The sequence below is a fragment of the Gordonia oryzae genome (assembly GCF_003797185.1).
Lineage (GTDB): Bacteria > Actinomycetota > Actinomycetes > Mycobacteriales > Mycobacteriaceae > Gordonia > Gordonia oryzae.
Window position 1 is genome coordinate 1 of record NZ_RKMH01000016.1, and the last position, 24650, is coordinate 24650.

Sequence of the window (24650 nt, forward strand, 5' to 3'; positions counted from 1 at the left end):
TGACGCAACAACTCACGGCCGGTCTCGATGAGCCTCATCGCGTGGCATGGCTGCGATCGCGGCAGCATCGGCACCGGAATTGGCATCGGTGAACGTCACCACACTCGACACCCGAAACCTTCCCCTCCCACGATCGCACCCGGTGAGAACAAGTGTACGAATAGGTACCGACAAAACCAGTGCGGCGATCGCCAGGCCGGAGAAATCCGTGGACTAGAACTTTCGCGCGCGTCGACTGGGGATCAATGTGGTTGCGATACTTGTCATCTCGCCGGGTCGAGAGGCAAGGGCCGCTCATCGGTCGGGAAGCGGCCGTCGCCGTTCTGATGGTCGAGGTGCCCAGGAGCGCTAGCGACGCGCCACGAGACCCGTTGTGACGATGGGTATCCGGGCCACAGTGGTCGAGAATCGGCAGCGGTGAGAGCTGCTCGCCATAGCCTCAGGGGGACACTGAGGTCACTTGCCGGCCCGGATCGCCGGCCCCACCTTCAGGGTGAAGCCGGGAATCGCGGCCAGCGGTACATGGGCCTCGTAGGTGCGGTCGTAGCCGGTCGCGCAGATTCGCCAGCCGCGACCCGTGCGGCGATAGGTGTCGTCGTAAAACGCGGCGCCGATGAGCATGAACTCGAAGTCGGGCACGATCACCCGATCCGACAGGTACCAGCGACCGTGCGCAACATCGCCGGATACCTCGATCTCCGGATGCGAGACGTGGTGCTCGGTGATCACCCCGGGCCCCACCGACGTCCGCATGAAGCCGACGAGTTCATCGCGAGTGGTGAAGCTCAGGGAGTCGCCGTACTCGCCGGTGACATCGTCGGTCAAGGTGTCGGCGAAGGTGTCCCAGTCCTTGGTGTCGAGGGCGCGGAGGTACCGGTACTTGAGCGCTGTGATGGCGGCGGCGTCGTTCACCCTTCGAGGACTACCGCACCCGCATGGCCGATGACCCCGGAATCGCCGAGTTGATCAGCTCTTGCGGGTCGTTCCCGGCAGCACGCCGGCGTCGATGACCGCCTTGACGTATGGCCGGATCGCCTTCAGCGCATCGTCGAGTTCGGTGTGGGCCCAGAGTTGCTCACCGAGAGCATCGGTGGTGGCTTCGACGTCGTCGTAGAGAGCGGCACCTGCGGCGCTCAGTCGGTGCCCGTCACCAGCGCGTTCGGCCAGACCGCGGTCGACGAGCCGATCCACCGAGGCCTCCCAGTCCTGATCCGACCACCCGCGGGTGAGTAGCGTCATCTCGCGGCCCATCGACCGACGGCGCACCGTCGGATCGGGAAGTGTGGCCTCATGGAAGACCGCGGCGTCGATGCCGTTGAGCCCGTTCACAACCAGTGCGGCAATGTGGTTGTCGCCGCGCCATTCTCGCAGTATCGCGACCGCGTGCCAGAGTCGCAGGTGTGCAGCGGTGGGAGCCGGTGACTCCGCCCACGCGGCGGCCAACGGGCGACCGGTGTAGGGCAGCGTACGTCCGGCGTCGGCGAAGACATCGGCCAGACGGGCGATCTCCGGATCGTCGGCGCGTTCGCCGAGGATGGTCCGCAACTGCTCGTCGAGCATCGTCCACCGCGCCTGCGACACCCGCTCGAGGCCACAAGCCACCGCCTTGGGCCAGCTCTTCGCGATCGACGCCGGAGCGAAGTTGAAGAAGGCCGAGGTGACCACCGTCGGCGCGCACTCACCCAGTGGCGCCCCGCGAGCACCGACATAAAACGCGTGCGGATTCAGGCCCGTGGCCTGGTGTGCGGCACCGAGACCGGGGTTGAAATAGGCGAGGATGTGGAAGGGCTCGAGCGTCTCGTACGCGCGGCGCGCATGCGAGATCTGGTCAGACGACATGACCCACACGTTTGCCGCTGACTGGTCCGGGTGTCAAGACGAGGCCGGGATGTTGCCGTGACGTCACTGCGCTCGATCGCGCCTATTGCCGGTCGCCGGGCGATGTCCGTCGCCGCGCGGTATGCCGACGTCGGTCTCGAGGTCTTCTTCGACGAGAGTGAAGGCGGCGTCGCGGAAGCCGTTCTCGTTCGGGGACCTCTCCAGACGCGCCTCGTCGTCGAACTCTTCTGCGCCGTATTCCGCCTCATCGAAATCCTCACGGCCGCGCCGCCATCCACCCTTCATCGGTGGTGCCTCGCCGAAGTGGTCGGGATCTCCGGTCCCGTACCACGCGACGAGAACGGCACCGACCACGGCTCCGATGAAGCCGACCACGGCCAGCCATCCCAGCCCGGACTTGGCGGTGTCGCCGAGGAACAACACTCCGACGAGGCTCGGGCCCGCGGTCTCGCCGACCACGAGTACCGCGGTCACACCGTTGACCGCCCCAAGCTGCAGGGCAACGGTCTGCACGAAGAACCCGCAGGCACCGGCAACGGCGATGGTCCACGCGGCCGGGTCGAGCAGCAGCACTTTGAGGTCGAACGGGTGTACCCCATCGAGGATGCGCACGGCGATCGCGATCACACCGAACAGCAGACCGGCCATCGCGCCACCGACGATCGCGCCGTGGCGTCCGAGCCGGTATACCCCGAGCAGAGCCAAAGCCGACAACAGGATCGTCGCTGTGAACAGGCCCCAGTGGATGGTGTCTGCCTGGCCCTTTCCGGTGGTGTGTGACGAGGAGAAACCGAGTAGGCACAGCGAGAACACGACCAGCCAGATGGCAATCCAGTCGCGCGTGTGCAACGCAATGTTGAGCATGATCGTGCCGAGTAACGCCGTCACGACGAGATTCGCCGAGACGATGGTCTGCGACAGGAACAGCGGGAGGAACCGCGCGGCGACCGCACCGCCGGCGAATCCGACGATCACCATAACGGTGCCGAGGATGAAGGAGGGGTCGACGAGCGTCGACATCGTCGACTGCAGTGTCGGGCCGCCCGCGGCGTTGGTGCCGACGACGCCGTCCTCGCGTTCGGTCTGCGCGACCCGGCGCGCTCCGAGCGCGCGGAGCACCGTTGACATGCCGTAGGCAATGGCGGCCAGCGATGCCGAGATGACGCCGATCACAAACAGCATCGCCGCACCCCTTCCGTTCGACCGAACATAGCCAACCTAACAATCCAGACAATCCCAACGATGACCGCGGGTCCGCTATTCCGTGTCATCGGCCCTCCTACTCGATGCGATCGATGTATTTACCCCTTGTCCGACTTGTCGTCCCGCCCCAGATCGGGGCGAGGCGGTGCGAGGTGACTCTGCGGCAGGGGTCCGACAAACCATCGCGGCCCGGCAGCCGTCGCAGAGACTGGGACGAGCACGCCTACACTCGCCCCCGTGGCCTTCTCCGGTAAGCACATCCTGATCACCTTCGGCCGGTCCTTTCTCAGCCTGAACCTGGCGCGCCTGCTCGCGGCGGCCGGGCATCGGGTCACCACCGTCGACTCGATCCCGGTGGTGTTGACCAGGGTCTCGAAGGCCGTCGACTCGTTCCATCTTGTCCCGCCGCCCAAGTTCGCGCCGCAAGAATACTGCCGTGAACTGGCCAGGATCGTCGTCGATGAACACGTCGACATGGTGATCCCGATTCACGAAGAGACCGACATCCTGTCGATGATGCGGGGATTGTTCCCACCCGAGTGTGAGCTTTTCCTGTCCGATTTCGAGCTCGAGAACCGGTTGCACAACAAGTACGAGTTTCAGGAGATGCTCGACGCGCACGGCGTCGACACCCTGAAGTTCGCGCGGCTCGACGGTCCGGAGGACGTCGACAAGCTCGACTTCACCGGTCCCTTCGCGGTCAAGAAGTGCTACTCACGCGGCTCGCAGAAGGTGCACAAGGTGTACCCGGGCGACCGGATGGAGTGGCTCGATCACGATCCGAGCAACCCGTGGCTCGCGCAGGAGTGGTTGACCGGCGATCGATACTGCACGTACTCGGTGGTGCGGGAGGGCAAGATCTTCGCGCACGCGACCTATCCGGTTGAATACGCGATCGGTGGCAGCTCGTGCCTGTCCTTCGTCTCGGCGCACCACCAGCCGATTTTCGACTGGGTCGAGAAGTTCCTGGCCGGCACCGATTTCACCGGGCAGGTCGGCTTCGACTTCATCGACCACCCGGACAAGGGACTCTACTGCATCGAATGCAATCCGCGCGCCACCAGCGGGATCATGATGTTCCGGCCGCACAATCGCGTCGATGAGGCGTTCTTCGGTGAGAATGACGAGCTGATCGTCCCCGACGACGATGTGCACACCATGATCAAGGTCGGCATGACGATCTTCGGGTGGCGCCAGGACGCGCGGCAGGGACGAACCATGCGGCAGTACTTCCGGGACCTGCGCGGATTTGAGGACGTCATCGGTATGCGCGGTGACCGGCTGCCGGGTTACGCGCTTCCCGTCGCCTACCTCGGAATCGTGCGCAGCTGCCTGAAGTACCGCGTCGGCCTCGCGGAGGGCTTCATGCACGACCACGAGTGGGACGGGCAAGTCATCTGAGGTCCGGCGGTATCCGACACCCGGCGCTGTTCGCCGCGCCGAATCGGCGGCGCTGTGTTTTCGTGTTCCGGTGACCATCCACCTCGGCCATCTGATCCACATCACCGGTGCCCCGACGCTGCAGGAGGCCCCCGCGGCGGTGGTTGACATCGCCGACGGCGCACTGGTGATCGACGACGCGACCGGCGTCATTGTCTACAGCGGTCCGCGCGCCGGCCTGCCCGAGGACACCGGCGGCGTCACCGTCGACCATGGTGAGGCCTATCTGATCCCGGGATTCGTCGACGCCCACATCCACTTCCCGCAGACCTATTCGCTCGATGCCTACGGGGGTGGGCAATTACTGGAGTGGTTGAGCACCTGCATCTTTCCCGCCGAAGCGCGACTCGCCGACCCGCAGTTCGCGCGGCGCATCGCCCGTGACTTCACCGCGCGACGGGTCTCTACCGGCACGACCGCGGCCCTGGTGTTCGGGTCAGCGTTCGGCCACGCCCAGGACGCATTGTTCACCGAGACCGCCCGGGTGGGGCTGCGACTGGTCAGTGGACGTGGAATCCAAACGGTTGGACCGGATTCAGCCGAGCCGCTGCTCACCTCCGAGGCCGACGCCATCGCGCTGACCCGTGCGGAGATCGAACGCTGGCATGGTGCCGATACCGCCGACCCGGCGACGTCGTTGTTGCACACCGCGATCGTGCCGCGGTTCACGCTGTCGGTGACCACACAGACGTTGCGGGCACTGGGCGAGCTGTATGCGGAAGTGGCCGATACCGGGGTGTATGTCCACACCCACCTCAACGAGAACAATCGGCCAGGCACCGGTGAGATTGATTCGGTGAAACAGCTTTTCGAGGTCGACACCTACCTCGACACCTACGATGGGAAGTTCCTGCCGGGCTCGGCGTACGGCGGAGAGGGTCTGCTGGGACGTCGTACGATCCTGGCGCACGCCGTGCACTGCACCGACGCCGAACTTGACCGGATGGCGCAGACCGGGACGTCCATCGCGCACTGCCCGACCTCGCAGCTGTTTCTCGGATCGGGCACGATGCCGTGGCGCAGAACCGTGGGTTCCGGGGTGACGGTGGCGGCCGGAAGTGATTGCGGTGCAGGCGATGAGTGGCTGATCTCCCGCGTGCTCTCCGATGCGTTCAAGGTGCACATCTCCGAGCCGGGAGACGCGGGTGTGTCGATTCATCCGGCACAGTTGTTGTTCACCGGAACGCTGGCCGGCGCACGAGCTCTCGACGCCGAGGATCGGTTCGGCAACCTCGACGTCGGCAAGGAAGCCGACTTCCTGGTCATCGAGCCGTGGCGATGGCCGCCGCTCGAGTCCGTCTTGGCGAACGGGATTCGCGCCGACGACGCCGATCTCGCCCGCGAACAGGAGCTGTTCGCGTTGCTGATGGCGTTGCGCGAGCCCGCGATCGCCGAGGTCTACGTCCGCGGCCGGCGGGTGAGCTCGGACGAGGTGTGAGTCCGGACGTGGGTGCCCGGCCCGGACTGGGCGATGATGCCGATGAGTGCACCGATTCCCGCGGCGCAGGCCACGAGTACGAACACTGCGGAGAGTGCGAGGAATTCCATGGTGGTCATGTGGTCCCATTGTCCGTGGCAGCGCCCTCACGTCCACTCACCAGCGCATATGGTGTCCATCCTCACCCGTCCGTCGCTGATGTGACCCGGCTCGGATCGGTCGCGGGCGAGCGCCGATCCGAGCGCGTCGGCGCCGGTCAAGCCAGTGCTTTGGCCTTCAGCGCCCCGAGCTCCGCCTCGGTGATGGTCCCGGCGTCGAGGAGGGACTTCGCGTCGGCGATCTGCTCGGCCGCCGATTTCCCGGCAACGGACCTGATGTAGTCGTTGGTCTGATCCTGCATCTGTTGCTGCGCGGCGATCGTTCGCCGGCTCATGCCGCGTCCGCGGGCGATGAGGTAGACCAGCGACGTCAGATACGGCACGACGATCAGGAAGAGGATCCAGGCCGCCTTGGCCCATCCGGAGAGTTGATGATCGCGAAACAGGTCGCTGAGGATGTAGAACAACACCAGCAGATAGGCGACGAAGGCGAAGATCACCACCATCAACCAGGTGAACTCCCAGAACGAACTCCACATGTCGATCTCCTCGGGTGTCGGACCCGCGCGGGGTCGGTGCGTTCAGACGTGTCGGCTCCACCTTGCGCCGAAGCCGATGCATCCGGATCACCCGCCGCGGATGAAAACGAGTGGTCGGGTCACCGGTTTCTCGGTCTTCATCCCGATGGGGTGATGATTCCGGCACGTCCCGGTGCGAGCCTGGGGTGATGTCCGCCGATGATGTGCCACTCGGTCCGATCGACTATCTCGTCGTCGAATTCCCCTCCGACGCCCGCTTCGACGGCTCTGCCCTCGCGCATCTGAGAGACCTCGTCGAGCGGGACGTCATCGCCGTCCTCGATCTTGCGTTCGTGCGGCGAGACGCCGAGAAAGTGGTGGCGATCGACATCACCGAGCTCGGACTCGACGGCGATATCGACGTCTCGCTGTTCGCCGAGGCAGCCTCCGGGCTGATCGGTGACGACGATCTCGCCGAAGCCGCAGGCATTCTCGAACCCGGTCATGCCGCAGCGACCATCGTCTACGATAATCGCTGGGCTGCACCGTTCGTCGGCGCACTGAACCGCACCGCGGTCCAGGTGGTCGCCTCGGGTCGCATCCCGGTCGCCGACTTCCTCGCCGCTCTGGATCGATAACCTTCTCGAGAGGACTTCACCCATGCCCGGACTCCTGCGCGGGATGACCCGCACTGCGGTCGTCGCCGGTACCGCCACGGCGGTCTCCAATCAGGTCTCACGCCGTCAGGGACAACGGTGGACCCAACAGCAGTACAACCCACAGCAGTACGGTCAGCAGGCGGCGGCGCCGCAGTATGCCGCTCCCGCACCGCACTACGAGGCACCGGCGGCGTCGAGCGCCGACCGCATCGCAGAGTTGCAGCAACTGGCCGACCTGCGTGCATCGGGTGTGCTGACCGACGAGGAGTTCGCCGCCGAGAAGCGGCGAATCCTCTCGTCGTGACCACACCGTCGGCCGGAGCGCGACCACACCCGAGCGTCGCCGACCGCGCGGAGTCTGGGAGACAGGCGGCTGCGCGGGTACCGCTCGACGGTCTGGGCGAGGTCGGCGACGGTGCCGACCGTGACCCGGTCGGGCTGCTGCTCGGACAAGCCGCCGACCGCGTCCCCGAACTGGTGCCGATCCGGCACGGCCGGATGGCGCGCACCCCGTTCACGTTCTATCGCGGGGCCGCCCTGGTGATGGCCGACGATCTGTCACGCACCCCGAATTCCGGTCTGCAGGTGCAGTTGTGTGGCGACGCGCACCTGAGCAACTTCGGTCTGTACGCCACCCCGGAACGTCAGCTGACCTTCGACGTCAACGACTTCGACGAAACCTACCCCGGCCCGTTCGAGTGGGACGTCAAACGATTGGCGGCGAGTCTGGTCGTGGCGGCCGTCGCCAACGGCGCGACTCCCAAGGCGGGCAAGGAGATAGCGCGTGCCTGCGCGCAGGAATACCGGGAGACGATGGCGGCGCTCGCCGGCATGGGAACGCTGACGGCCTGGTACAGCCACGCCATGCCGACCGAGGGACTCGAACAGGTCGGTGCGCTCCTGGACCGCACCACCGCCAAGACCGTGCGCCGCACCATCCGAAAGGCTTGGGGCCGTGACAGTCTGCAGGCACTGGGGAAGCTCACCGTCGTCGAGGACGGTCAGCTCCGCTTCGTCGACCAGCCCCCGCTGATCGTGCCGATCGAGAGTCTCCTCGGGGACAGCGCCGCGGGATTCTACGACGAACTGCGGGTCCGCTACGGAGACTTCCGATCCACCATGGCACCGCACCATCAGGTGTTGCTCGACCGATTCCACATCGTCGCGATGGCCCGCAAGGTCGTCGGGGTGGGCAGTGTCGGGACCCAGGCGTGGGTTCTCCTCCTCGAGGGCAAGGACTCCGGTGATCCCTTGATCCTGCAGGCCAAAGAGGCCCAGCGCTCGGTGCTCGCCGCCTACCTCGAGGGCCCCGAGTACGAGAACGAGGGAGAGCGGGTCGTCCTCGGACAGCGACTCATCCAGGCGGTGAGCGATGTGTTCCTCGGCTGGAACGGCGGTGCGGGTGTCGACGGCAAGCATCGCGATTTCTATCTACGCCAGCTCCGGGATGCCAAGGGCTCCTTCGCGATCGAACTGTTCGACACGCCCGCGCTCACGGTCTACGGGCGGATGTGCGCGCGGGTGCTCGCCTTCGGACACGGGCGCTCGGGAGATGCGGTGGCCATCTCGGCCTATCTCGGCGAGACCGACATGTTCGACAAGGCGATTCGCCGTTTCGCTTCTCGGTATTGCAAGGTGAATGCGGCCGATCATGCCGAGTTCGTCGCCGCCATCGAGCGGGGGACGGTCACGGCTATTGCCGAGTACTGAACTCACGCACAGGCTCTCGTGAAGTGTCTTCGCTGAGACACCGCACGGGCCGGACACGATTCGAGGGTCACTCGAGGTGTGTCCGGCCCGTGCGTTCACACGATGCGGCAGGGTTCACCCACGCATCGGGCTGACTGTGATGCCCCGGCTGCGATAGTCCGGCTCGGGTGTGCGCCGGCGCTACGGAGCCCAGGTCCGCGGTGCGGCGTCGGTGGTGGCGTCGGCAGGAGTAGAGACCCGATGTGCCCGGTTTACCGCCGAGACCACGGCGCGCAACGAGGCGGTGGTGATGGACGAGGCGATGCCCACTCCCCACACGGTCTCGCCGTTGACCTGTGCCTCCACGTATGACGCGGCGTTGGCGTCGCCGCCGGCGGTCATCGCGTGCTCGCTGTAGTCGAGGACTCGGACGTCGAATCCGACTGTCGCCAGAGCGTCGACGAAGGCGGCGAGCGGACCGTTACCGGTCCCGTTGACCTCCTTCTCCACGCCGTCGACCTTCACGACTGCGGTGATGGTGTCGTCGCCGCCGTCAACCTCGGAGGCGTCCACACGCTGGCGCATCCGCTCGAGCGGACGTACCGGGTGCAGGTATTCGTCGGCGAAGACGTCCCAGATCTCCTTCGGCGACACCTCGCCGCCCTCACCGTCGGTGAGTTTCTGGATCTCCCGGCTGAACTCGATCTGCAGGCGCCGCGGCAGGCTCATGCCGTGATCGGTCTTCATGATGTAGGCCACGCCGCCCTTGCCGGACTGGCTGTTCACGCGGATGACGGCCTCGTAGCTGCGTCCGACATCCTTGGGGTCGATCGGCAGATACGGTACGGCCCAAGTGATGTCGTCGACATTGGAGCCGTCGGCATCGGCGTCGACCTTCATCTGGTCGAGGCCCTTGTTGATCGCGTCCTGGTGGCTACCGGAGAACGCGGTATAGACCAGGTCGCCACCGTACGGATGGCGCTCGGGCACATTGAGCTGGTTGCAGTATTCGACAGTGCGACGGACCTCGTCGATGTCGGCGAAGCTGATCTGGGGATCGACGCCCCGGCTGAACATATTCATGCCCAGGGTGACCAGGCAGACGTTGCCGGTGCGCTCACCGTTGCCGAACAAACAGCCCTCGATACGGTCGGCGCCCGCCTGATAGCCCAATTCCGCTGCGGCGACCGCAGTTCCGCGGTCGTTGTGTGGGTGCAGGCTCAGGATGATCGAGTCGCGACGAGCCAGGTTGCGGCTCATCCACTCGATCGAGTCCGCATACACGTTGGGGGTGGTCATCTCCACGGTCGCCGGCAGGTTGATGATCATTGGCTTGTCCGGGGTGGGGGCGATGATCTCGGTGACCGCGTCGCACACCTCTTTGGCGTAGCTCAGTTCGGTACCGGTGTAGGACTCGGGGGAGTACTCGTAGCGCCAGTTGGTGTCGGGGTACTTCTTCTCCTCCTCGAGGACCCGGTGCGCGGCGTGGGTGGCGATCTCGGTGATCTTGTCCTTGTCGGCGCGGAACACCACGCGCCGTTGCAGCACAGAGGTGGAGTTGTAGAAGTGGACGATCACATTCGCCGCGCCGCGGCACGCGTCAAAGGTGCGCTCGATCAGTTCGTCACGGCACTGGGTGAGGACCTGAATGGTGACGTCGTCGGGGATGGCACCATCCTCGATGATCTCGCGGACGAAGTCGAAGTCGGTCTGGCTCGCTGAGGGGAATCCGACCTCGATCTCCTTGTAGCCCATCCGGACCAGCAGGTCGAACATGCGACGTTTGCGAGCGGGACTCATCGGGTCGATCAGGGCCTGGTTGCCGTCGCGCAGATCTACCGCACACCACAGGGGTGCTCGGTCGATGACCTTGTCGGGCCAGGTGCGGTCGGAAACCGATACGGCCTCGACCTCGTCAGCGAACCGACGGTAACGGTGTACGGGCATCGCCGAGCTGCGCTGCCTGTTCCAGATCGGTTGGCCGGCGGGAATGGGTCCGGTGGGCTCGACGATGCGACTCGCGCCCGAGGTGAAGGTGTCTGCTGGTGCCATCATTGGTCAATCTCCGTAAGTCAAAGAAGGAAGATGACCGGCGCATAAGAAGGCCCGCGACGGAGGGCCGGTCGAGTCAGACCCCGCCGCGGCAACCGAGAAGGAGCGCGCGCTGCATGAGCTCGACAGTACCCCTGATGGTTGCGACGGATCAACCATGGGGTGGTTGGCCTCTCGGTGGTCGTCGATCCGGTGGTCGTCGATCCGGTGGTCGTCGATCCGGTGGTCACCGTGCCGGGCGACCGAGGAGCAACCGGCGCTCGGTCAGCATTCCGACGAGCGTCGGGTCGAGCGATCGGCTCTGATCTGCACGCCAGCACCATGACAGTGTCTCGTATCCGACCTGACACACCGCCACGTGGTGTGCCCAGTGCTCGCGGGCCCATGGTGGTTCGTCGCCGGCCGCATCGGTCGCGGCCATCTCCGACTCGAGCAGGGTCCACTGCAGGTCCCGGCGGGTGACCAGCGTTTCCGCCGCTCCGACCGGCAGGACTGTGGCCGTCTCCAACACGTGGTCGACATCGGCGAGTACGGCGTCATCGGCGCGGGTCGCGCTGCGCCGATGCAGGTGGGCGCCGACCAGCCACATCGAGGCGATCGCCAGAACCACGCCCACTAGGGTCTCCAGGAAACGATCGCGGACCGGGACGGTGATGTCTGCCGATGGAGTGCCCATGAGCATCGCCAGCGGCGTGATGAAGGTGACCGCCACCGCGTAGTTGCCGACGATCGTCAGCTCTATCAACACGTTGAGCACGGCGATGACGACGATGAGCGCGGGCACGCCGAGATCGAGCAGATGGAGGGCTGCGAAGACCGCAAGTCCGACGACGGTGCCGGCCAGCCGGTGAGCGCCACGGATGACCCCGCGAATCCGATCGGGTCCCAACTGCAGGACGAGCACCGCGCCGAGGATCGCCCAGTCCGGCCGTGTGAGGCCGACGACGACCGAGGTCGCTCCTGCGCAGAACGCCGAGACGATCACTCGGCCGGTGGTGATCTGGGCGTGGCTGAATGGTGCCGTGGCCATGCGCAGGCGGTGAGCGACCGTCGGACGGCCCAGCGGCGGGGAGATCGCCAGTGGGTCGCCAGCGCCGTGCAGTCGATGCATTGACTGCCAGAGCTGTTGTGCCAAAGCGGTATTCGTTGCCGCTGCGTCGTGCAGCACGGTCCACGCATGCAGAGTCGACAGGGCAACGCCGTGCCGTCGGGCGCGATCGGCGCCACGATTGCCCTCCAGGTAATCCTCCACCGCCGCCATCGCGGCGAGGGTTGCCGCCGTCTCCGGGCCGTGGGGACGCCACAGGCCGGGCGCCATCGCCACGATCAGGGAACCGACGACACCGGCGGTGGTCGCGACGACGAGCGGACCGAGATCGACCCCGTGACGGGTCACCACCGAGGCGACCGCCGCGGTGAGTACGAAGAAGAACGGACCGGGTGGTCCAAGGCGCAGAGTGTTGACCCCGAAGGTGGCCAGAGCGGCACCGCAGACCAGTAGTGCGACGAGCACCAGATCCTCGGATGTTGATGCGTCGGGTCCGGCCCACGCACCGAGCGCGCCGTATCCCGCGGACGCCGCCACCAGCAGGACTGCCGCGGTGAGCACCGCTCGCCACCGCACCCGGTAGGGTCGCTTCTCGCCATACAAGGCCGCGAACCCGCCGAGAGCTGCGAGAAGTGCATCCCGCTCGAAGCCCATCAGGTACAGCGCCGCGGCAGGTATCGCGAATGCCAGACCGGCGCGCAGGGCCGCAGCCCATCGGCCGCGGATGTCGGGGACGGCGAAGAACGCGCGTCTGATCGACGGACGCGGGGGTGGCACGGGGCGGGGGTCGGCGTGGGGCATCGCCGATTCACTCTAGAGCGCACGACCGTTGCGGTCACCGGCGATCAGCAGCACGAGGACCAGAAGGTCTCGTCGCTGGCGCTCCTCGGCACCTCGACCAGCCTCGACCATCGGGGTGGGGCGCCATCTGATGGGATAGGGGCGGAAGTGCGCTCCTGGTTGGTGATGTCTCGATCAGGGTGCGGGCAGGGCGAGCGGACGCGGCTGCCGCAGTCGGCGGTGAAGCGCGGTCAGTAGGCCGGCGATGACGCCGTCGGCGACCGGGCGCGCTGGGTGGCGCACGCGCAACTCGAGACCGCCCTCGGAACGGGTGAACCAGAACTGTGCCGTGTCGGTCGACGTCACTGCCGAGATGTGTTGTCCGCCAGGAAGTGCCGGGCCGAACTTGCGGTAGTCAAGGTACGAGACCATGAAGACGTCCTCGGTGGGCAGATGCGGACGGCACTGCGCCAGAACGTGGTCGAGAGGTAGGCCGGCCAACTCCGACGCGTGACGTAACCACGTGGTGGCACTGGTCGGGTCGCCCGCATTCACGACGACCGGAGCATTGGATACCAGCCACCCGGCCGTGGAATGCCACCCGGATGTCCGTGATCCCCGCGTGTGTATCGGTATCAGCGTCGCCAGCCGCTCCGGACCACCCACGTCGGCCACCGCGGCCGCCAGTGCGGACAGGATCGTCGCGAACGACAAATCCGACAGCAGTTCGGCACATTCGGACTGGGTGAGTAGCGCAACGATGACAGTTCGTTGTGGTGCGCGGCCGGTACCGAGGCACAGCGGAAACGCCGGAACGGCACCTTCGGTGAGGGTGAAGAAGTCGTGCCACACCTGCATGAGTCGCGTTGAGTCCGCATCGAGGCATCGGCTCGGCGACGACGCTTCGGCGGCGTCGATCAGACAGCGATCGGCAAAACTGAGTGTCGGACGTCGCGGCGTCGTCGGGTCGATGTAGTACTCGCACAGGCGGCGGAGGACCAGGTCGATGGTGATCGCGTCGGCGTGTGCATGGTCGAACGCGCAGATCACCGTGTCGTCGAGGATTCCGAAGAAGATGCCGGGAACATCGCCGGCACGGCAGCGCTGCGTGAGCAGGGACTCCACGAAACCGTGCCACACCCGCCCGACCACCCTGGGACGGACCTGCACCTGCGTGGCGTCGAAAACGTCTTGCGTTGGGACCACTGACACGGTGAAAGACGCTCGGAGGGCGTCATGTTCGCGGAGTACGCGAGCCACCGCACCCGCGACCCTCGACGGATCGGGATGGGCGGCGGGGAGTCTGACCCGTCCGGCCAGCCATGCCCCGCGACCACTGCGCTGGGCCCGCAGATGATTGCCCTGATTGAAGCTGACGGGAAGTCCGCGCCGCGCGGGGGCGCCGACCCAGGTGACCGACAACTCGGTGAGGGTGCCGGTCAACTCGACCTGATCGATGGCGGTGACCCGCATCAGCCCACCTCCACGGTATCTGCCGCCACGGCGGCGGCGAGAATGGTGCGGAGCGTGTGAAACCAGCGGCGCACCGAGTCAGCGGCCACCGGGTTGTCGGGGCGCTGAGTGGCGATCCGGAGCCCGTCGACATCGCGGGTGATCCACAACGACGCATTGCCGGTACGGCCCTCGCCGGTGAAGACGAGGAGATCGGAGGTGGCCGGCGGTGCCGGAAACCACCGGAGATCCAGGTAGGTCACCATCTGCGGGCTCGCCACGACGGCAGGGTCGATGGAACCTTCGGCGAGGAGGACACTCAACGCGGCATGGACCGGGTCGTCGGCGGCGGTACGCGATCGGGCAAGTGCAGCAGCCGCGTCGTCGAGTACCTCCACAAGCGCGTCGCCGGTCACCTCGAAGCCGAGTGGTGCGAAGTTACAGAACCACCCCTGGGAGCCGGCGTACTCGTCGGCCCGCCTGGTGCTGACAACGGTTGCGGTTGCATACCATTCGGCACCGTTCAGTGCGCGCTGCGCGAGTCCGAGTGCCGCGTAGATCACCGCTGCCATCGAGGTGTGGTGCGCGGAGGCGAGCGCGGCGAGCCGAGCCGTCGTCGCACTGTCGGCGAGGTCGTCGCTGTGGATGTACACGGGTTGCGGAATCACTCCACCTGCACCGGAGTCGAGGCCCAGAGGTAGAGGGCAGGCGGGGATCGTTCCGCCCGACCGCCCCAGGACCCAACGCCACTCGGTCACGCCCGGCGATTGTGGCGAGATCTGTGCTGCGCGAGCCGATTCGGCGCCAACGTGCTCAAGGAAGCTGTCATGGACATCGATGACCAGCGGATTGTCAAGCGAACCACGGTATCGCGCGAGGATCTCGGCGATACCGAGAATCTGCGAAGCGCCATCACCGTAGGCGTGATCTACGCCGTAATACAGATCGAACGATCCTGGACGCGCCACCGCCCCGAACGCGCACCCGGGCCACGAATCGAATACCGCCGCAGTCGGAAGGCGTTGTGCCAGATGCTCAAGCGGATTGATCGCGCCGAGCACCGACGCCGTGAAGTCGACGTCCGTGACGTCGACGACGTACCGCGAGACCGCTGATCCGTCGAGGCGGAACGATGAGCGTAGACCCTCGTGGGCACGGACGAAGTCCGTCAGCGCACGCGCCATCCGTTGGGCGTCGAGATCCTCGTGCACCGTGACGACGCTGCAGGTGAAACCGCGGTGCTCCCGACCGGCCTCGCGGTGCCGGAGTGTCGAGGAGATGTGGTCCTGCTGGAGGAAAGACGGCCCCACCGGATGTGGCGGGGCGGCGGCCGCTGCGGTGAGCGACCGTTCCGATGGTGTCCAGCACACGACGTCACCGGCCGCGGGTGTCCACTCGCGAGCCGCGCCCAGTCTCATCGCCGCTCCACCGAGCGCGTCGTCGACATGATGCGCTCCGTCGGCGCCCCGGTGTCCCAGGTGAGCTCGCCGTGATCGGCGACCTCGAGCAGAACCGCCCGGTACTCGGCGAGCAAGGCGTGGATCGATGTCGTAGCGATCTCGTTGTTGGGGAAGCGAAGGGAGACGTTGATTCCCGCATGTGTGCGATTGATCCAGAGGTAGACCTCGTCGAGGTTGTGAATCCGGCTGCGTAGCACTCGATCCCGATCACCCCAGGAGTCGGCGCCCGGCACATGTCGGCCGTCGACATAGGAGACCGCGAAGCGCGGCGCCTCGGCGATGCCGAGAAGTGACGCGATACGCGGATGCGGCGCGTGTGCGAGCGCCGCATGTCTACGCACTCCGGTACTCACCGAAGTCAGCGCAGCACTGAAGGTGTCAGATCCCTCGAGTGACAAGTCGACCGGGACCAGGCCGACGTACCAGCCGGCCGCGGCCAACGACTGCGGGTCGGTGCGCGTATGCACCGGCATGACGAACCGGATTGAGGAGTTGCCGGTGAGCCGCTGAATCGCCACCGCAAGTGCGGTGAACGCGCCGCCCGACATCGACGCACCGTGATTCTTGCAGGCCGCGGCGAAGCCGTTGGTCTCCTGCGCGGTCAGTAGCCACCGGGAAATGCTCGACTGCCAACCCGCGCCGCCTGCCACTGCACCAGCGGGTTGTGTCGGCAATGGCAGGCGAGGCATCTGTAGCCGGCCGTCGTCAGTGGTGAGGAACGATCGCCACGCCTGCACCGCAGGGTGATCGATGGTCATGGTTTGCGCGGCGTGGAATTCGCGCGCGCAATGGTCGACGTAGGAACCGCACGTCGGCAGCGCCGGGGCCCGACCCTCGACGAGCGCCCGATGGATCTCGCGGAACTCCGCGATGAGTAGAAGCTGAGTGTAGGCGTCCATCACCGAGTGGTCGGCCGCGACGATGACGGTGACCCCCTTGGCCGCCTCGACCGGGCTGTCGGGTTCGATGGTGACGGCTACGACATGCGGCCACCGCACGGCACTCACCTCGCGGGCGAAGAAGCGCTCGAGATGCCGGTCGACACTGACTCCAGGTGGGGGAGCCTGTTGCGTCCGGGCGCAGATGGTCACCGAGTCGGCGACCACGACAACCCGGGCGTGGGTATCGCCGCGACGGGTGACTGTCGTTCGGAACGCATCGTGCCGAACGATCCACGCACGCAGTACTGCGGTGAACACCGAGTGATCGAAGTGGCCGGGCAACCGGAAAGCCGTGCCTATCCATGATCCCAGACCCAGGTCGCCGGAATCCGGTGCTGATTCCGAATTATACAGATGTGCAGTGTGATTCGGTGACAGTGGTCGATCGTCGGACTGCCAACGGTCGGGTTCGACCGTCGGGATCCACTCGGTGATCCGGCCCGCAGGGACCGGATAGTCGGCGAGTTCTGTGTACTCCATGACATCCCCCGGGGTGACTAGGCGGACAGGAAGCGGAGTGGGCGCGGACCCCGTTCCGCGCACCAATGCCATGGGGAGAATGGCTTCACATCGATAGCCGTGGTTACGCGTCGACAACACCCACCATCGGGCCGTCGATAGCATGCCGACCGCCATCCCCAACCGCTGACGGCGACACGTCTACGACATTAGGGCGGTCGCCGTGAGGTGGCCAGCGGAGAAGAGTGAGACATAGGTGACGTTTCGCTGGGCTTGCCGCGGCCGTGAGTAGTGATGCAGAATATTCCGCTCTTGCGTGAATTCTCGTTGCGCGGCTTCAGTGGGCGCGGCGGCTGCCGATACCGTACGACGTCCATCGGTGATCGTTGTATCCGAATTCATTGATGTGACCCAGAACCCTTTGTCTTGCCAGGCATCCGAACCTGACCTACGCTCCGCTGGAAAGAACATCACGGGGGTCGTGTTCGATTGCGGTGGCGACGCTTGGGCGCTCCGTATCAACTTCCTCCGGTGTGTTCACCCGATGTTCATACAATCCGGCACCGACCCCGGCGAACTTATCTCGCTGGCCTGTCAGCGCACTGAATGGCTACGACACAAGGGATTACAGTGATGATCTCAGATACGAACACCCGCGAGATTGACCACGGTGTGGACAGCACGCTGGCGTCGCGCGGCGCCGGACGGATTCTCTTGTCGGTGGTGATCCCAGTGTTCAATGAGGCGGACACCATCGGGACGTGTCTGGACCTGCTCATCGATCAGATCGACGACATCGCCGAAATCGTAGTGGTAGACAACAATTCGACGGACGCCACGCGTGGGATCGTCGAGGATCGAATGCTGCGGAGCCGTCGAATCCGGATCGTCGAGCAAGCCGAGCAAGGTCTTGTGCACGCACGAAATGCCGGTATGGACAGCGCGACCGGTGACGTCATCGCCCGCATCGATGCCGACACCCGAATTCCACCGGGGTGGGCGCAGACCATCGTGGAATTCTTCGAAGCGGATACGCAGGGCCAGTGGTCGGCGCTGTGCGGCCGGGGCGCCGCGTACGGTTTGCCGTTCGAAGGTTCGATGAGCCGGGTTGCCCGGCACCTCGGATCCGCGCTACGGCACCTACGTCGCGTCCGGACGACTGTGCCGGAATCATCCGAACCCCGGGAGATACCCGTTCTCTACGGATCGAACATGGTGGTCCGACGCGAGGTGTGGTGGGTGATCCGTACCCGCGTGAGCATGCGTCGCGACATCTTCGAAGACGTCGACATGGGTCTGTGTGTCCAGGACATCCACGGGCGCAACGCATTTCTGGCGTCGCTGACAGTGGGGGTGTCGCCGCGGAGGATGGAAACCGGTGTGCCGGCCTTTGCCCAGTACATGAGCTTCCTGCCGCGGACACTGCTCCTGCATCGCCGCTACGGCCTGGCTGCCGGTGCCGCGTTCGGCTATCTGCCGCCGGTCATCGTCGTCCATGCCGTGCGTCTGGTTCTGATCCGCGCCTACGATGCCGACGCCGGCACGTTCTCGGTGCGCAACCTCCTGCGCACGACGACCGAGCGGGGCCTGCCATGACGGCGCCGGCCGCTGCAAGTTCCAATGCGACGGCGCGCCCACCATGTCGGATCCTGCGGTGACACCGGTTCCGCGGGTGAGCGGGCCGGACGAGGCGTTCCTCCTGGCCGAGGAGAAACTCGGCTATGGCACATCCATTCAATATTGCTGGGTGCTCGACGACGACCCCGGAATCGGTGCCGTCGAACGGTTCGCCGAGCGGCTGAGTCATGGACAGCTCCATCGCAGTGTGGGGCCACGCCGGGTGCCGGGGGCGCAACGTCGGTGGCTGCGGTCACCGTCTGCGCCACAGGTGATCTCCGGCGCCCGCATCGATGATGCGGCTATCGGGGTGTGGGCCGACGAGGTCCTGCGGGCCGCCGATCTCCGGCCTTCTCGCGGACCGGCGTGGCGCCTGCACACCACCACCACGACGCGAGAGCGCCGCGTCGTGGTGCTCCTGGTCTCGCACCTCGTCGCCGACGGCGAGGCCATCATGCGCGCGATCGTGGCAGCCGCTGACGGCGAGGTCGCGCAGTTACCGGCACCGCGCAGCGCCCGAGGGGCCCGAGCCATGCGTGCCGACCTGCGCGACAGCGCACGCCAGGCGCGGGCAGCGGGGCGGTCGGCCCGGGCGGTGTGGCGTTCGGCGCGGCAGAAACGTCGGTCGACGGTCCCCATGCCGACGGCCGGAAACGTCTCGCCTGCACCGACGTACGATCCTTACCGCGCGAGCCTGGTCACCGTCGACATTGATCGTGACCGATGGCATACGTGCGCGAAGGCGCATGGCGGCACCGGCAATACCTTGTACACCGCGGTGACCTGTGGTGTGGTGCGCAGGTCGGGAATCCCTGTCGGAGAACAGCTCCGCGTCAGTGTCGCGGTGAGCAAGCGTGGCGGTCGCGAGGACCAGCGGGCGAATGCCTCGGGCGGGGTGTGGCTCCGGATCGACCCTCGGCGCCGCTGGCCCGGCGACCTGGGATACCTTCGATCACTCAGTCGAGAAGCGTTTGCGGCCTATGCGGCGTCGGGTACCGACGTCCCCGACGACCTGCTGGCGCTGGTCCGGGTGATGCCACGCCGTGTTCTGGGTGCCGCGCTGCGCAGCGTTCCGGCGCCTGAGGTCAGTGTGTCCAATCTCGGGGTGCTCGACGAGAAGGTCCGTGCGATCGGCGGTGTGCCGGCATCGTCGTTCCTGCTGCGGATGCTCGTTCGCGACCACGCGGACCGGCCTCTAGTGGTGCCGGGCCCGGGTCTGTCGACGTGGATCGTCGAGTACGGCGACCGCATCACCATGACGGTTGCCGGTTTCGTGCCTGAATACCACGGCGACGGTGAACGACTCGCGGGAGTGGTTGGAGACGAGTTGTCCGACTGGGGCCTCCCGCACAGGTTCTGGTGACCTCGGCGGTGGTGCACACATCAATGCCTACCGGCGAGCCCGACGCCGCGCACCTGGTCTTCCTGCTCTACGGCAGCCGAGGCGACGTCCAACCGGGTCTGTGTCTCGCTCTGGAATCGGCACGCCGCGGACACCGTGTCACCGTGGCGGTTCCGCCCAACCTGGTGCCGTTGGCCACCGCGGCCGGGGTCGGGGAGGTGGTGCCGATCGGCGCCGACACCAATCGGCAATGGTCCTCGGACGAGGCACGTGAGGTCCAGCGATCGGCACATCCGTTGCGTAAGGCGACGTTCGCGATCGACACCGCACGCTCGGGCATCGCGGCGTTCGACGACGCGATGATGGCGACCTTTCTGGACGACGATCCCACGATCGCAGGTGTCGACGCCCTCATCGCCGCACCGCTGTGTCAGGCCCGAGGGCTGGCCGTGGCCGAGCGACTCGGTGTGCCGCTGACGGTGCTGCGATATGCGCCGATGTCGGAGAACGGCCTGTTCGGGCCGGTCCCCGGGGTCACCGACGGGTGGACACCGCGGTGGACCCGCCGTGCGTGGCGAATGCACGATAGTGCGGTGTGGTCGGTGATGCGGCACGGCGAGAACCACTTTCGGCGACGAGCAGGTCTGCGCCCGGTTCGCACGGCCTGTGCGCAGCGACTCAGTCTCGCACGGATCCCACAGATCCAGGCCTACGATCCGGGTGTCGTGCCCGGCCTCGCCGAACAATGGCGGACGGGACCGTCGATCAAACCGGTGGTCGGGTTCCTCGATCTGCCCTCCCATGCGCGTGCGACGCTCGACGAAACCTCCGGCGCCGATGTCGATCTGGTGCGTTGGCTCGATGCCGGAGAGCCGCCCTTGTTCGTGGGTTTCGGGTCGATGCCGATCGCCGATCCGGCGGCGACGCGAGCGACGATCGCCGCGGCCGCCCGGCGCCACGGTATGAGATGCGTATTCGCCGTCGGTGGTCGGTCGAGGGCGCAGGGAGTCTCCTCGGATTCCGGAGTGTCATCCGGAGCCGACGAGTCGTCCGATATCTACGACGTGGGTGCAGTGAATCATTCATGGCTGCTGCCTCGGTGTTCTGCGGTGATGCATCACGGGGGCGCCGGAACCACCGCTGCCGGTCTGCGTGCCGGCATCCCGGCGATCGTGTACTCGTTCACCGCTGAACAACCGTTCTGGGCCGGCCGAATCGCCGACCTCGGGCTGGGCACCGGGCGGCGATTCACCCGGCTCACGATCGAGACGATGGTCGACGACCTGACGGTTGCCCGCAGCGAGTCCGTCCGTACCGCCGCAGCCACATTCGCGGCGACGATGATCAGTGCCGATCGTGCGGTGCGCACCGCCGCCGACATCGTCGACGTGCGCCTGCCGCAGGGAGTTGCCGGATAACTGCGGTCTGCGGGCGGTCAGGCACCCCAGAAGGTGGCAGGCAACCGCCACCGCTCAAGTTCTTGGGTGAACAGACCACTCAGTGTCGGCTCGTCGGGTACCCGTTCGGGATCGAGAGCGGTCAGACACAGGGTGACCACACCGGCGCTGCGCGACGACCAACCGCTGATACCACCGTCCATGCGGCGCAACGCTTCCGTGGTGGCGGCCTGCGTCATCGACCGCATGGCGACGGGTCCGGGTCGGCCGCAGCCGAGGCCGGCGAAGGCGTCGCCCAGTGTCCCGAGATTCGACGCGAGGCATAGTGGCGCCCGGGCATCGGCGGCCAGACGCTCAACGATGGTGTCGCCGAACGGTTGCGCGATCCGCCCGAGAAGTTCGAGTGCACCCGGAGCGTCGGAGACCGCAGCGAACGCGGCCTTGCTGGCTGCGCGTAGTGGGCGCAGATCGCGGCGTCGTGCGGCGCTCACCCGATAGAGTGCGGTGGCGCCGATGGTGGCGTTGGCGCGTCGATCACCGGGCGTTCGCGTCGAGACCGGTAGCCCGATCGGTATCTCGTCGCCGTCGGCAACTCGGCCGGTGGCTTCGAGGACGCCGATCACCAGCGCGGTGAACAGCGTGTTGGCGGTTCCGCCGACAGCAGCTGCAGCAGAGTCGAACTCGGACTCGTCGACCGTGACCACCACCGAAGGGCTCAGCGCTGGGACACGCGGCTGTCCGGCGGTGGGCACCGGCGTGACCGGCGGTGCCGGCGGGCGGGTGAGAGTCGCCGGCCGTGACATCGCCAGCCTGCGGGCGGCGTCGGCGGCAGCGAGCAGGGTCCGGGCGCCCTCCCTGACCGTGTCACCGACGCCGGCTCGGGCGTCGGTCACGTCGAAGGTTTCACCGGACATGGCCTCCTCGATGCCGGTGATCACCGCGCCACCGTCGGCGATGACGTGTGAATTGACCCATGACACCGCGGTTTCGCCGGTGTCGTCGACGTACACGGCTGTCAGGCGCCATGCCGGGCCCATCACGGCATCCACACCGACCTCGGCCTGCCGCCGGGCCCACGCCGGTATCTCGTGCGCCGCGATCGCCTTCTCGCAGAACTCGTGGGCACCGGCAGATCGGGTATGAATCCATATGTCCCGCTGCGGAAAAGGTGTCCGATCCACCAGTCGGGCCAGGCGGCCGCTGCTCAGTCTCCGGCCGAGCGCCGCGAACTCGCCGGGGTCGATGCGGCCGGGCAGGCGCCAGATGGCCTGGTTGACAACGGGGAGACCGAGGGCATGCTCCATGCGCAGGAAGAGGTCGTCGTCGACGGTGAGGCGTTCGGGTCGGTCCGGTGACACATCAGGCCTGACGGAGATACGCGCGCACGGTGATCGGTGCGACGACGACGATGATGGCGACCGCACCGATAAGTGTCCAGCCCACATGCGCGGTGACCTGCCCGTCGTTGATCAGCGAGCGTAGCGAGGACACGAGATGTGAGATCGGATTGACCTCGGCGAGCGTGCGCATCCAGCCGGGCATGGTGGTCACCGGCACGAAGATGTTGGAGGTGAAGGTAAGCGGCATGAGCACCAGCATGGAGACCCCCTGTACTGCAGATGCTTTCGACATGAGCACTCCCATCAGCGCAAAGATCCAGCTGATCGCGAAGGCTGCGAAAAGGGTCAGGATGATGCCGGTGATGGTGCCGAGCAGACTCGACGGCCGGTACCCGAGGATTACGCCGACGCCGATCGACATGACCGCGGCGATGAGGTACCGCACGACGTCGGCGATCAGTGAGCCCGCGAGCGGGGCGATGCGCGCGATGGGCAGCGAGATGAAGCGGTCGAAGACTCCGCGATCCATGTCCTCACGCAATTGCACGCCGGTGACCACCGAGGCGGTGATCGTCACCGAAACCAGCACGCCCGGAACCAGCTGGGGCAGATAGGCATCCACGCTCCCGGCGATGGCACCCCCGAAGATGTTGGCGAACATCACGGTGAACACGATCGGGATGACGATCACGTCGAACAGTTGCTGTGGAGTGTGCTTGAGCCGCAACAGGCCTCGGCGCGCCATGGTGATGGTGTCCCGAATGGCCTTGCCGATACCGATGTGGTCGACGGGGGTACCCAGGCGCATTCCGGGGGTGGAGATTTCGGTGGCGGCGTATATGTGGCCACCGCCGGCGGCGGTGCTCATGCGGCCACCTCCGTGGCCGGCCCGGCGGTCAGGGCGAAGAACACGTCGTCGAGGCTCGGGCGCCGCACCGAGACCTCCCCGACACCGATGCCCGCTCCGTCGAGCGCCACGACCGCACGAGCCGCGGCCGACGGATCGGTGATCGCGGCGATGAGCTGTCCGTTCTCGGGTGTGGTGGTGACCGCCGTGTCGAGAGCGGTGCGTAGCACCTCGCGTGCCTCAGAGAGGTGTACCGGGTCGACGGTGATTTCCAACGAGCGGTCGCCGACCCGATCCTTGAGGGTGTCGGCGTCTCCGGAGGCGATCACGCGCCCGGTGTCGATGACGACCAGGGAATCGGAGAGCTGGTCGGCCTCATCGAGATACTGCGTGGTGAGCAGGACGGTGCTCCCCTGCGCAACCAGCTCGCGAACACTGGTCCAGACCTGGGTGCGGGTGGTCGGGTCGAGCCCGGTGGTCGGCTCGTCGAGGAACAGCAGTGCCGGGGTGCGGATCATCGACGCCGCGAGATCGATGCGGCGCCGCATGCCACCGGAGAATCCGCGAACGGGGCGTCGCGCGGCCGCACTGAGCCCGAACCGGTCGAGGAGATCGGTGGCGCGCGCGCGTGCGGCCCGGCCGCTGTATCCCAGCAACCGCGCGAACAACTCGAGGTTCTCCGCGGCGGTGAGATCCTCGTCGACCGAGGCGTACTGGCCGGTGAGTGAGATGAGCGACCGCACCGCGGTGGCCTGGGCGGCCACATCGCGGCCGAAGATCGTCGCGCGTCCGGCGTCGGGGCGGATCAGGGTCGCCAGCATGCGCACGGTGGTCGTCTTGCCTGCGCCGTTGGGGCCCAGGACGCCCAGGATGGTTCCGCGTGGCACGGTGAGCGACACGTCGTCGACGGCGACGACGTCACCGAAGGTCTTGCGCAGGTGATCGGCGTGGATCGCGGTGTCGGGAAGCGTGTCGCAGTGGTGGGTGCTGTCGGCGAACATGGTGTCGAGAGTGCCCGCGGCCGCTTTCAT

21 protein-coding genes are annotated in these 24650 nt (G+C 66.5%); 8 read left to right on the top strand and 13 right to left on the bottom strand.

Annotated features, from left to right (window positions below; all coding sequences use genetic code 11):
- Window positions 1–456 precede the first annotated feature (456 nt).
- The 3 genes from EF294_RS17955 to EF294_RS17965 all read right to left on the bottom strand — a co-directional run bounded on the left by EF294_RS17955 (window position 457) and on the right by EF294_RS17965 (window position 3021).
- Window positions 457–912 (bottom strand): nuclear transport factor 2 family protein, encoded by a 456-nt coding sequence (locus EF294_RS17955; protein WP_123932331.1) that lies wholly within the window; start codon window positions 910–912, stop codon window positions 457–459.
- Window positions 913–966: 54 nt separating this feature from the next.
- Window positions 967–1839, bottom strand: coding sequence for an SCO6745 family protein (locus EF294_RS17960; RefSeq protein WP_123932332.1), 873 nt, complete (start codon window positions 1837–1839; stop codon window positions 967–969).
- A gap of 63 nt (window positions 1840–1902) precedes the next feature.
- Window positions 1903–3021 carry an EamA/RhaT family transporter gene (locus EF294_RS17965; RefSeq protein WP_123932333.1) on the bottom strand — a complete coding sequence of 373 codons (1119 nt, stop codon included), beginning with the start codon at window positions 3019–3021 and terminating at the stop codon, window positions 1903–1905.
- A gap of 258 nt (window positions 3022–3279) precedes the next feature.
- Here EF294_RS17965 and EF294_RS17970 point away from each other — a divergent pair, with 258 nt between their 5' ends.
- The gene (locus tag EF294_RS17970; RefSeq protein WP_123932334.1) at window positions 3280–4443 is read left to right on the top strand and encodes an ATP-grasp domain-containing protein; all 1164 of its coding nucleotides are present in this window, start codon (window positions 3280–3282) and stop codon (window positions 4441–4443) included.
- Between the two features lie 70 nt (window positions 4444–4513).
- Window positions 4514–5920 (top strand): amidohydrolase family protein, encoded by a 1407-nt coding sequence (locus EF294_RS17975; RefSeq protein ID WP_123932335.1) that lies wholly within the window; start codon window positions 4514–4516, stop codon window positions 5918–5920.
- On the opposite strand, the gene EF294_RS21565 is transcribed toward EF294_RS17975, so the two are convergent.
- Complete coding sequence (locus EF294_RS21565) at window positions 5881–6039, bottom strand: hypothetical protein (protein ID WP_185091145.1); 159 nt, start codon at window positions 6037–6039, stop codon at window positions 5881–5883. The genes EF294_RS17975 and EF294_RS21565 overlap by 40 nt on opposite strands.
- 137 nt (window positions 6040–6176) lie before the next feature.
- Complete coding sequence (locus EF294_RS17980; protein ID WP_123932336.1) at window positions 6177–6557, bottom strand: PLDc N-terminal domain-containing protein; 381 nt, start codon at window positions 6555–6557, stop codon at window positions 6177–6179.
- A gap of 185 nt (window positions 6558–6742) precedes the next feature.
- On the opposite strand from EF294_RS17980, the gene EF294_RS17985 reads away from it, so the two are divergent.
- The 3 genes from EF294_RS17985 to EF294_RS17995 are packed head-to-tail and all read left to right on the top strand — an operon-like array spanning window position 6743 to window position 8905.
- Window positions 6743–7174, top strand: a complete 432-nt coding sequence (locus EF294_RS17985) for a DUF6325 family protein (protein ID WP_425459451.1) — start codon at window positions 6743–6745, stop codon at window positions 7172–7174.
- 22 nt (window positions 7175–7196) lie between these two features.
- A complete protein-coding gene (locus EF294_RS17990; RefSeq protein WP_123932338.1) occupies window positions 7197–7499 on the top strand; it encodes an SHOCT domain-containing protein in 303 nt (100 codons plus the stop codon).
- Complete coding sequence (locus EF294_RS17995; RefSeq protein ID WP_123932339.1) at window positions 7496–8905, top strand: DUF2252 domain-containing protein; 1410 nt, start codon at window positions 7496–7498, stop codon at window positions 8903–8905. Before EF294_RS17990 ends, EF294_RS17995 begins: the two co-directional genes overlap by 4 nt.
- A 180-nt stretch (window positions 8906–9085) precedes the next feature.
- Here the strand turns inward: EF294_RS17995 and leuA are convergent, their stop codons facing one another.
- The 5 genes from leuA to EF294_RS18020 all read right to left on the bottom strand — a co-directional run bounded on the left by leuA (window position 9086) and on the right by EF294_RS18020 (window position 17097).
- Window positions 9086–10936, bottom strand: a complete 1851-nt coding sequence (gene leuA / locus EF294_RS18000) for a 2-isopropylmalate synthase (protein ID WP_123932340.1) — start codon at window positions 10934–10936, stop codon at window positions 9086–9088.
- Window positions 10937–11162: 226 nt separating this feature from the next.
- Window positions 11163–12785 carry an FUSC family protein gene (locus EF294_RS18005; RefSeq protein WP_123932341.1) on the bottom strand — a complete coding sequence of 541 codons (1623 nt, stop codon included), beginning with the start codon at window positions 12783–12785 and terminating at the stop codon, window positions 11163–11165.
- A gap of 174 nt (window positions 12786–12959) precedes the next feature.
- Window positions 12960–14237 carry a condensation domain-containing protein gene (locus tag EF294_RS18010; RefSeq protein ID WP_123932342.1) on the bottom strand — a complete coding sequence of 426 codons (1278 nt, stop codon included), beginning with the start codon at window positions 14235–14237 and terminating at the stop codon, window positions 12960–12962.
- The gene (locus EF294_RS18015; RefSeq protein WP_123932343.1) at window positions 14237–15634 is read right to left on the bottom strand and encodes a condensation domain-containing protein; all 1398 of its coding nucleotides are present in this window, start codon (window positions 15632–15634) and stop codon (window positions 14237–14239) included. The genes EF294_RS18010 and EF294_RS18015 overlap by 1 nt, the downstream gene beginning before the upstream one ends.
- Window positions 15631–17097, bottom strand: a complete 1467-nt coding sequence (locus EF294_RS18020; RefSeq protein WP_123932344.1) for a condensation domain-containing protein — start codon at window positions 17095–17097, stop codon at window positions 15631–15633. Before EF294_RS18020 ends, EF294_RS18015 begins: the two co-directional genes overlap by 4 nt.
- A gap of 612 nt (window positions 17098–17709) precedes the next feature.
- Between EF294_RS18020 and EF294_RS18025 the strand changes: the two genes are divergently transcribed.
- From EF294_RS18025 to EF294_RS18035, 3 genes are read left to right on the top strand one after another with little or no spacing between them, the layout of a single operon-like run.
- The gene (locus EF294_RS18025) at window positions 17710–18672 is read left to right on the top strand and encodes a glycosyltransferase family 2 protein (RefSeq protein ID WP_123932345.1); all 963 of its coding nucleotides are present in this window, start codon (window positions 17710–17712) and stop codon (window positions 18670–18672) included.
- A gap of 58 nt (window positions 18673–18730) precedes the next feature.
- Window positions 18731–20056 (top strand): hypothetical protein, encoded by a 1326-nt coding sequence (locus EF294_RS18030; protein WP_246007940.1) that lies wholly within the window; start codon window positions 18731–18733, stop codon window positions 20054–20056.
- Window positions 20057–20079: 23 nt separating this feature from the next.
- A complete protein-coding gene (locus tag EF294_RS18035; RefSeq protein WP_123932347.1) occupies window positions 20080–21453 on the top strand; it encodes a glycosyltransferase in 1374 nt (457 codons plus the stop codon).
- A 17-nt stretch (window positions 21454–21470) separates the two neighbouring features.
- On the opposite strand, the gene EF294_RS18040 is transcribed toward EF294_RS18035, so the two are convergent.
- Genes EF294_RS18040 through EF294_RS18050 form a run of 3 tightly spaced genes read right to left on the bottom strand, consistent with a single transcriptional unit; the run spans window position 21471 to window position 24620 of the window.
- Entirely contained in the window at window positions 21471–22790 is a 1320-nt protein-coding gene (locus tag EF294_RS18040; RefSeq protein ID WP_123932348.1) for a hypothetical protein, read from the bottom strand.
- 1 nt (window position 22791) lies between these two features.
- Window positions 22792–23640: an ABC transporter permease gene (locus EF294_RS18045; protein ID WP_123932349.1), complete on the bottom strand. Its 849-nt coding sequence runs from the start codon at window positions 23638–23640 to the stop codon at window positions 22792–22794.
- Window positions 23637–24620, bottom strand: a complete 984-nt coding sequence (locus EF294_RS18050; RefSeq protein ID WP_123932406.1) for an ATP-binding cassette domain-containing protein — start codon at window positions 24618–24620, stop codon at window positions 23637–23639. The genes EF294_RS18045 and EF294_RS18050 overlap by 4 nt, the downstream gene beginning before the upstream one ends.
- Window positions 24621–24650 lie beyond the last annotated feature (30 nt).

What these genes read in the sequence shown, in the direction of transcription:
- EF294_RS17960 (WP_123932332.1), bottom strand. Translation starts at nt 1,839, where the DNA reads ATGTCGTCTGACCAGATCTCGCATGCGCGCCGCGCGTACGAGACGCTC.
- EF294_RS17965 (WP_123932333.1), bottom strand. Translation starts at nt 3,021, where the DNA reads ATGCTGTTTGTGATCGGCGTCATCTCGGCATCGCTGGCCGCCATTGCC.
- EF294_RS21565 (WP_185091145.1), bottom strand. Translation starts at nt 6,039, where the DNA reads ATGACCACCATGGAATTCCTCGCACTCTCCGCAGTGTTCGTACTCGTG.
- EF294_RS17980 (WP_123932336.1), bottom strand. Translation starts at nt 6,557, where the DNA reads ATGTGGAGTTCGTTCTGGGAGTTCACCTGGTTGATGGTGGTGATCTTC.
- EF294_RS17990 (WP_123932338.1), top strand. Translation starts at nt 7,197, where the DNA reads ATGCCCGGACTCCTGCGCGGGATGACCCGCACTGCGGTCGTCGCCGGT.
- leuA (WP_123932340.1), bottom strand. Translation starts at nt 10,936, where the DNA reads ATGGCACCAGCAGACACCTTCACCTCGGGCGCGAGTCGCATCGTCGAG.
- EF294_RS18005 (WP_123932341.1), bottom strand. Translation starts at nt 12,785, where the DNA reads ATGCCCCACGCCGACCCCCGCCCCGTGCCACCCCCGCGTCCGTCGATC.
- EF294_RS18010 (WP_123932342.1), bottom strand. Translation starts at nt 14,237, where the DNA reads ATGCGGGTCACCGCCATCGATCAGGTCGAGTTGACCGGCACCCTCACC.
- EF294_RS18015 (WP_123932343.1), bottom strand. Translation starts at nt 15,634, where the DNA reads ATGAGACTGGGCGCGGCTCGCGAGTGGACACCCGCGGCCGGTGACGTC.
- EF294_RS18020 (WP_123932344.1), bottom strand. Translation starts at nt 17,097, where the DNA reads ATGGAGTACACAGAACTCGCCGACTATCCGGTCCCTGCGGGCCGGATC.
- EF294_RS18025 (WP_123932345.1), top strand. Translation starts at nt 17,710, where the DNA reads ATGATCTCAGATACGAACACCCGCGAGATTGACCACGGTGTGGACAGC.
- EF294_RS18035 (WP_123932347.1), top strand. Translation starts at nt 20,080, where the DNA reads ATGCCTACCGGCGAGCCCGACGCCGCGCACCTGGTCTTCCTGCTCTAC.
- EF294_RS18045 (WP_123932349.1), bottom strand. Translation starts at nt 23,640, where the DNA reads ATGAGCACCGCCGCCGGCGGTGGCCACATATACGCCGCCACCGAAATC.
- EF294_RS18050 (WP_123932406.1), bottom strand. Translation starts at nt 24,620, where the DNA reads ATGTTCGCCGACAGCACCCACCACTGCGACACGCTTCCCGACACCGCG.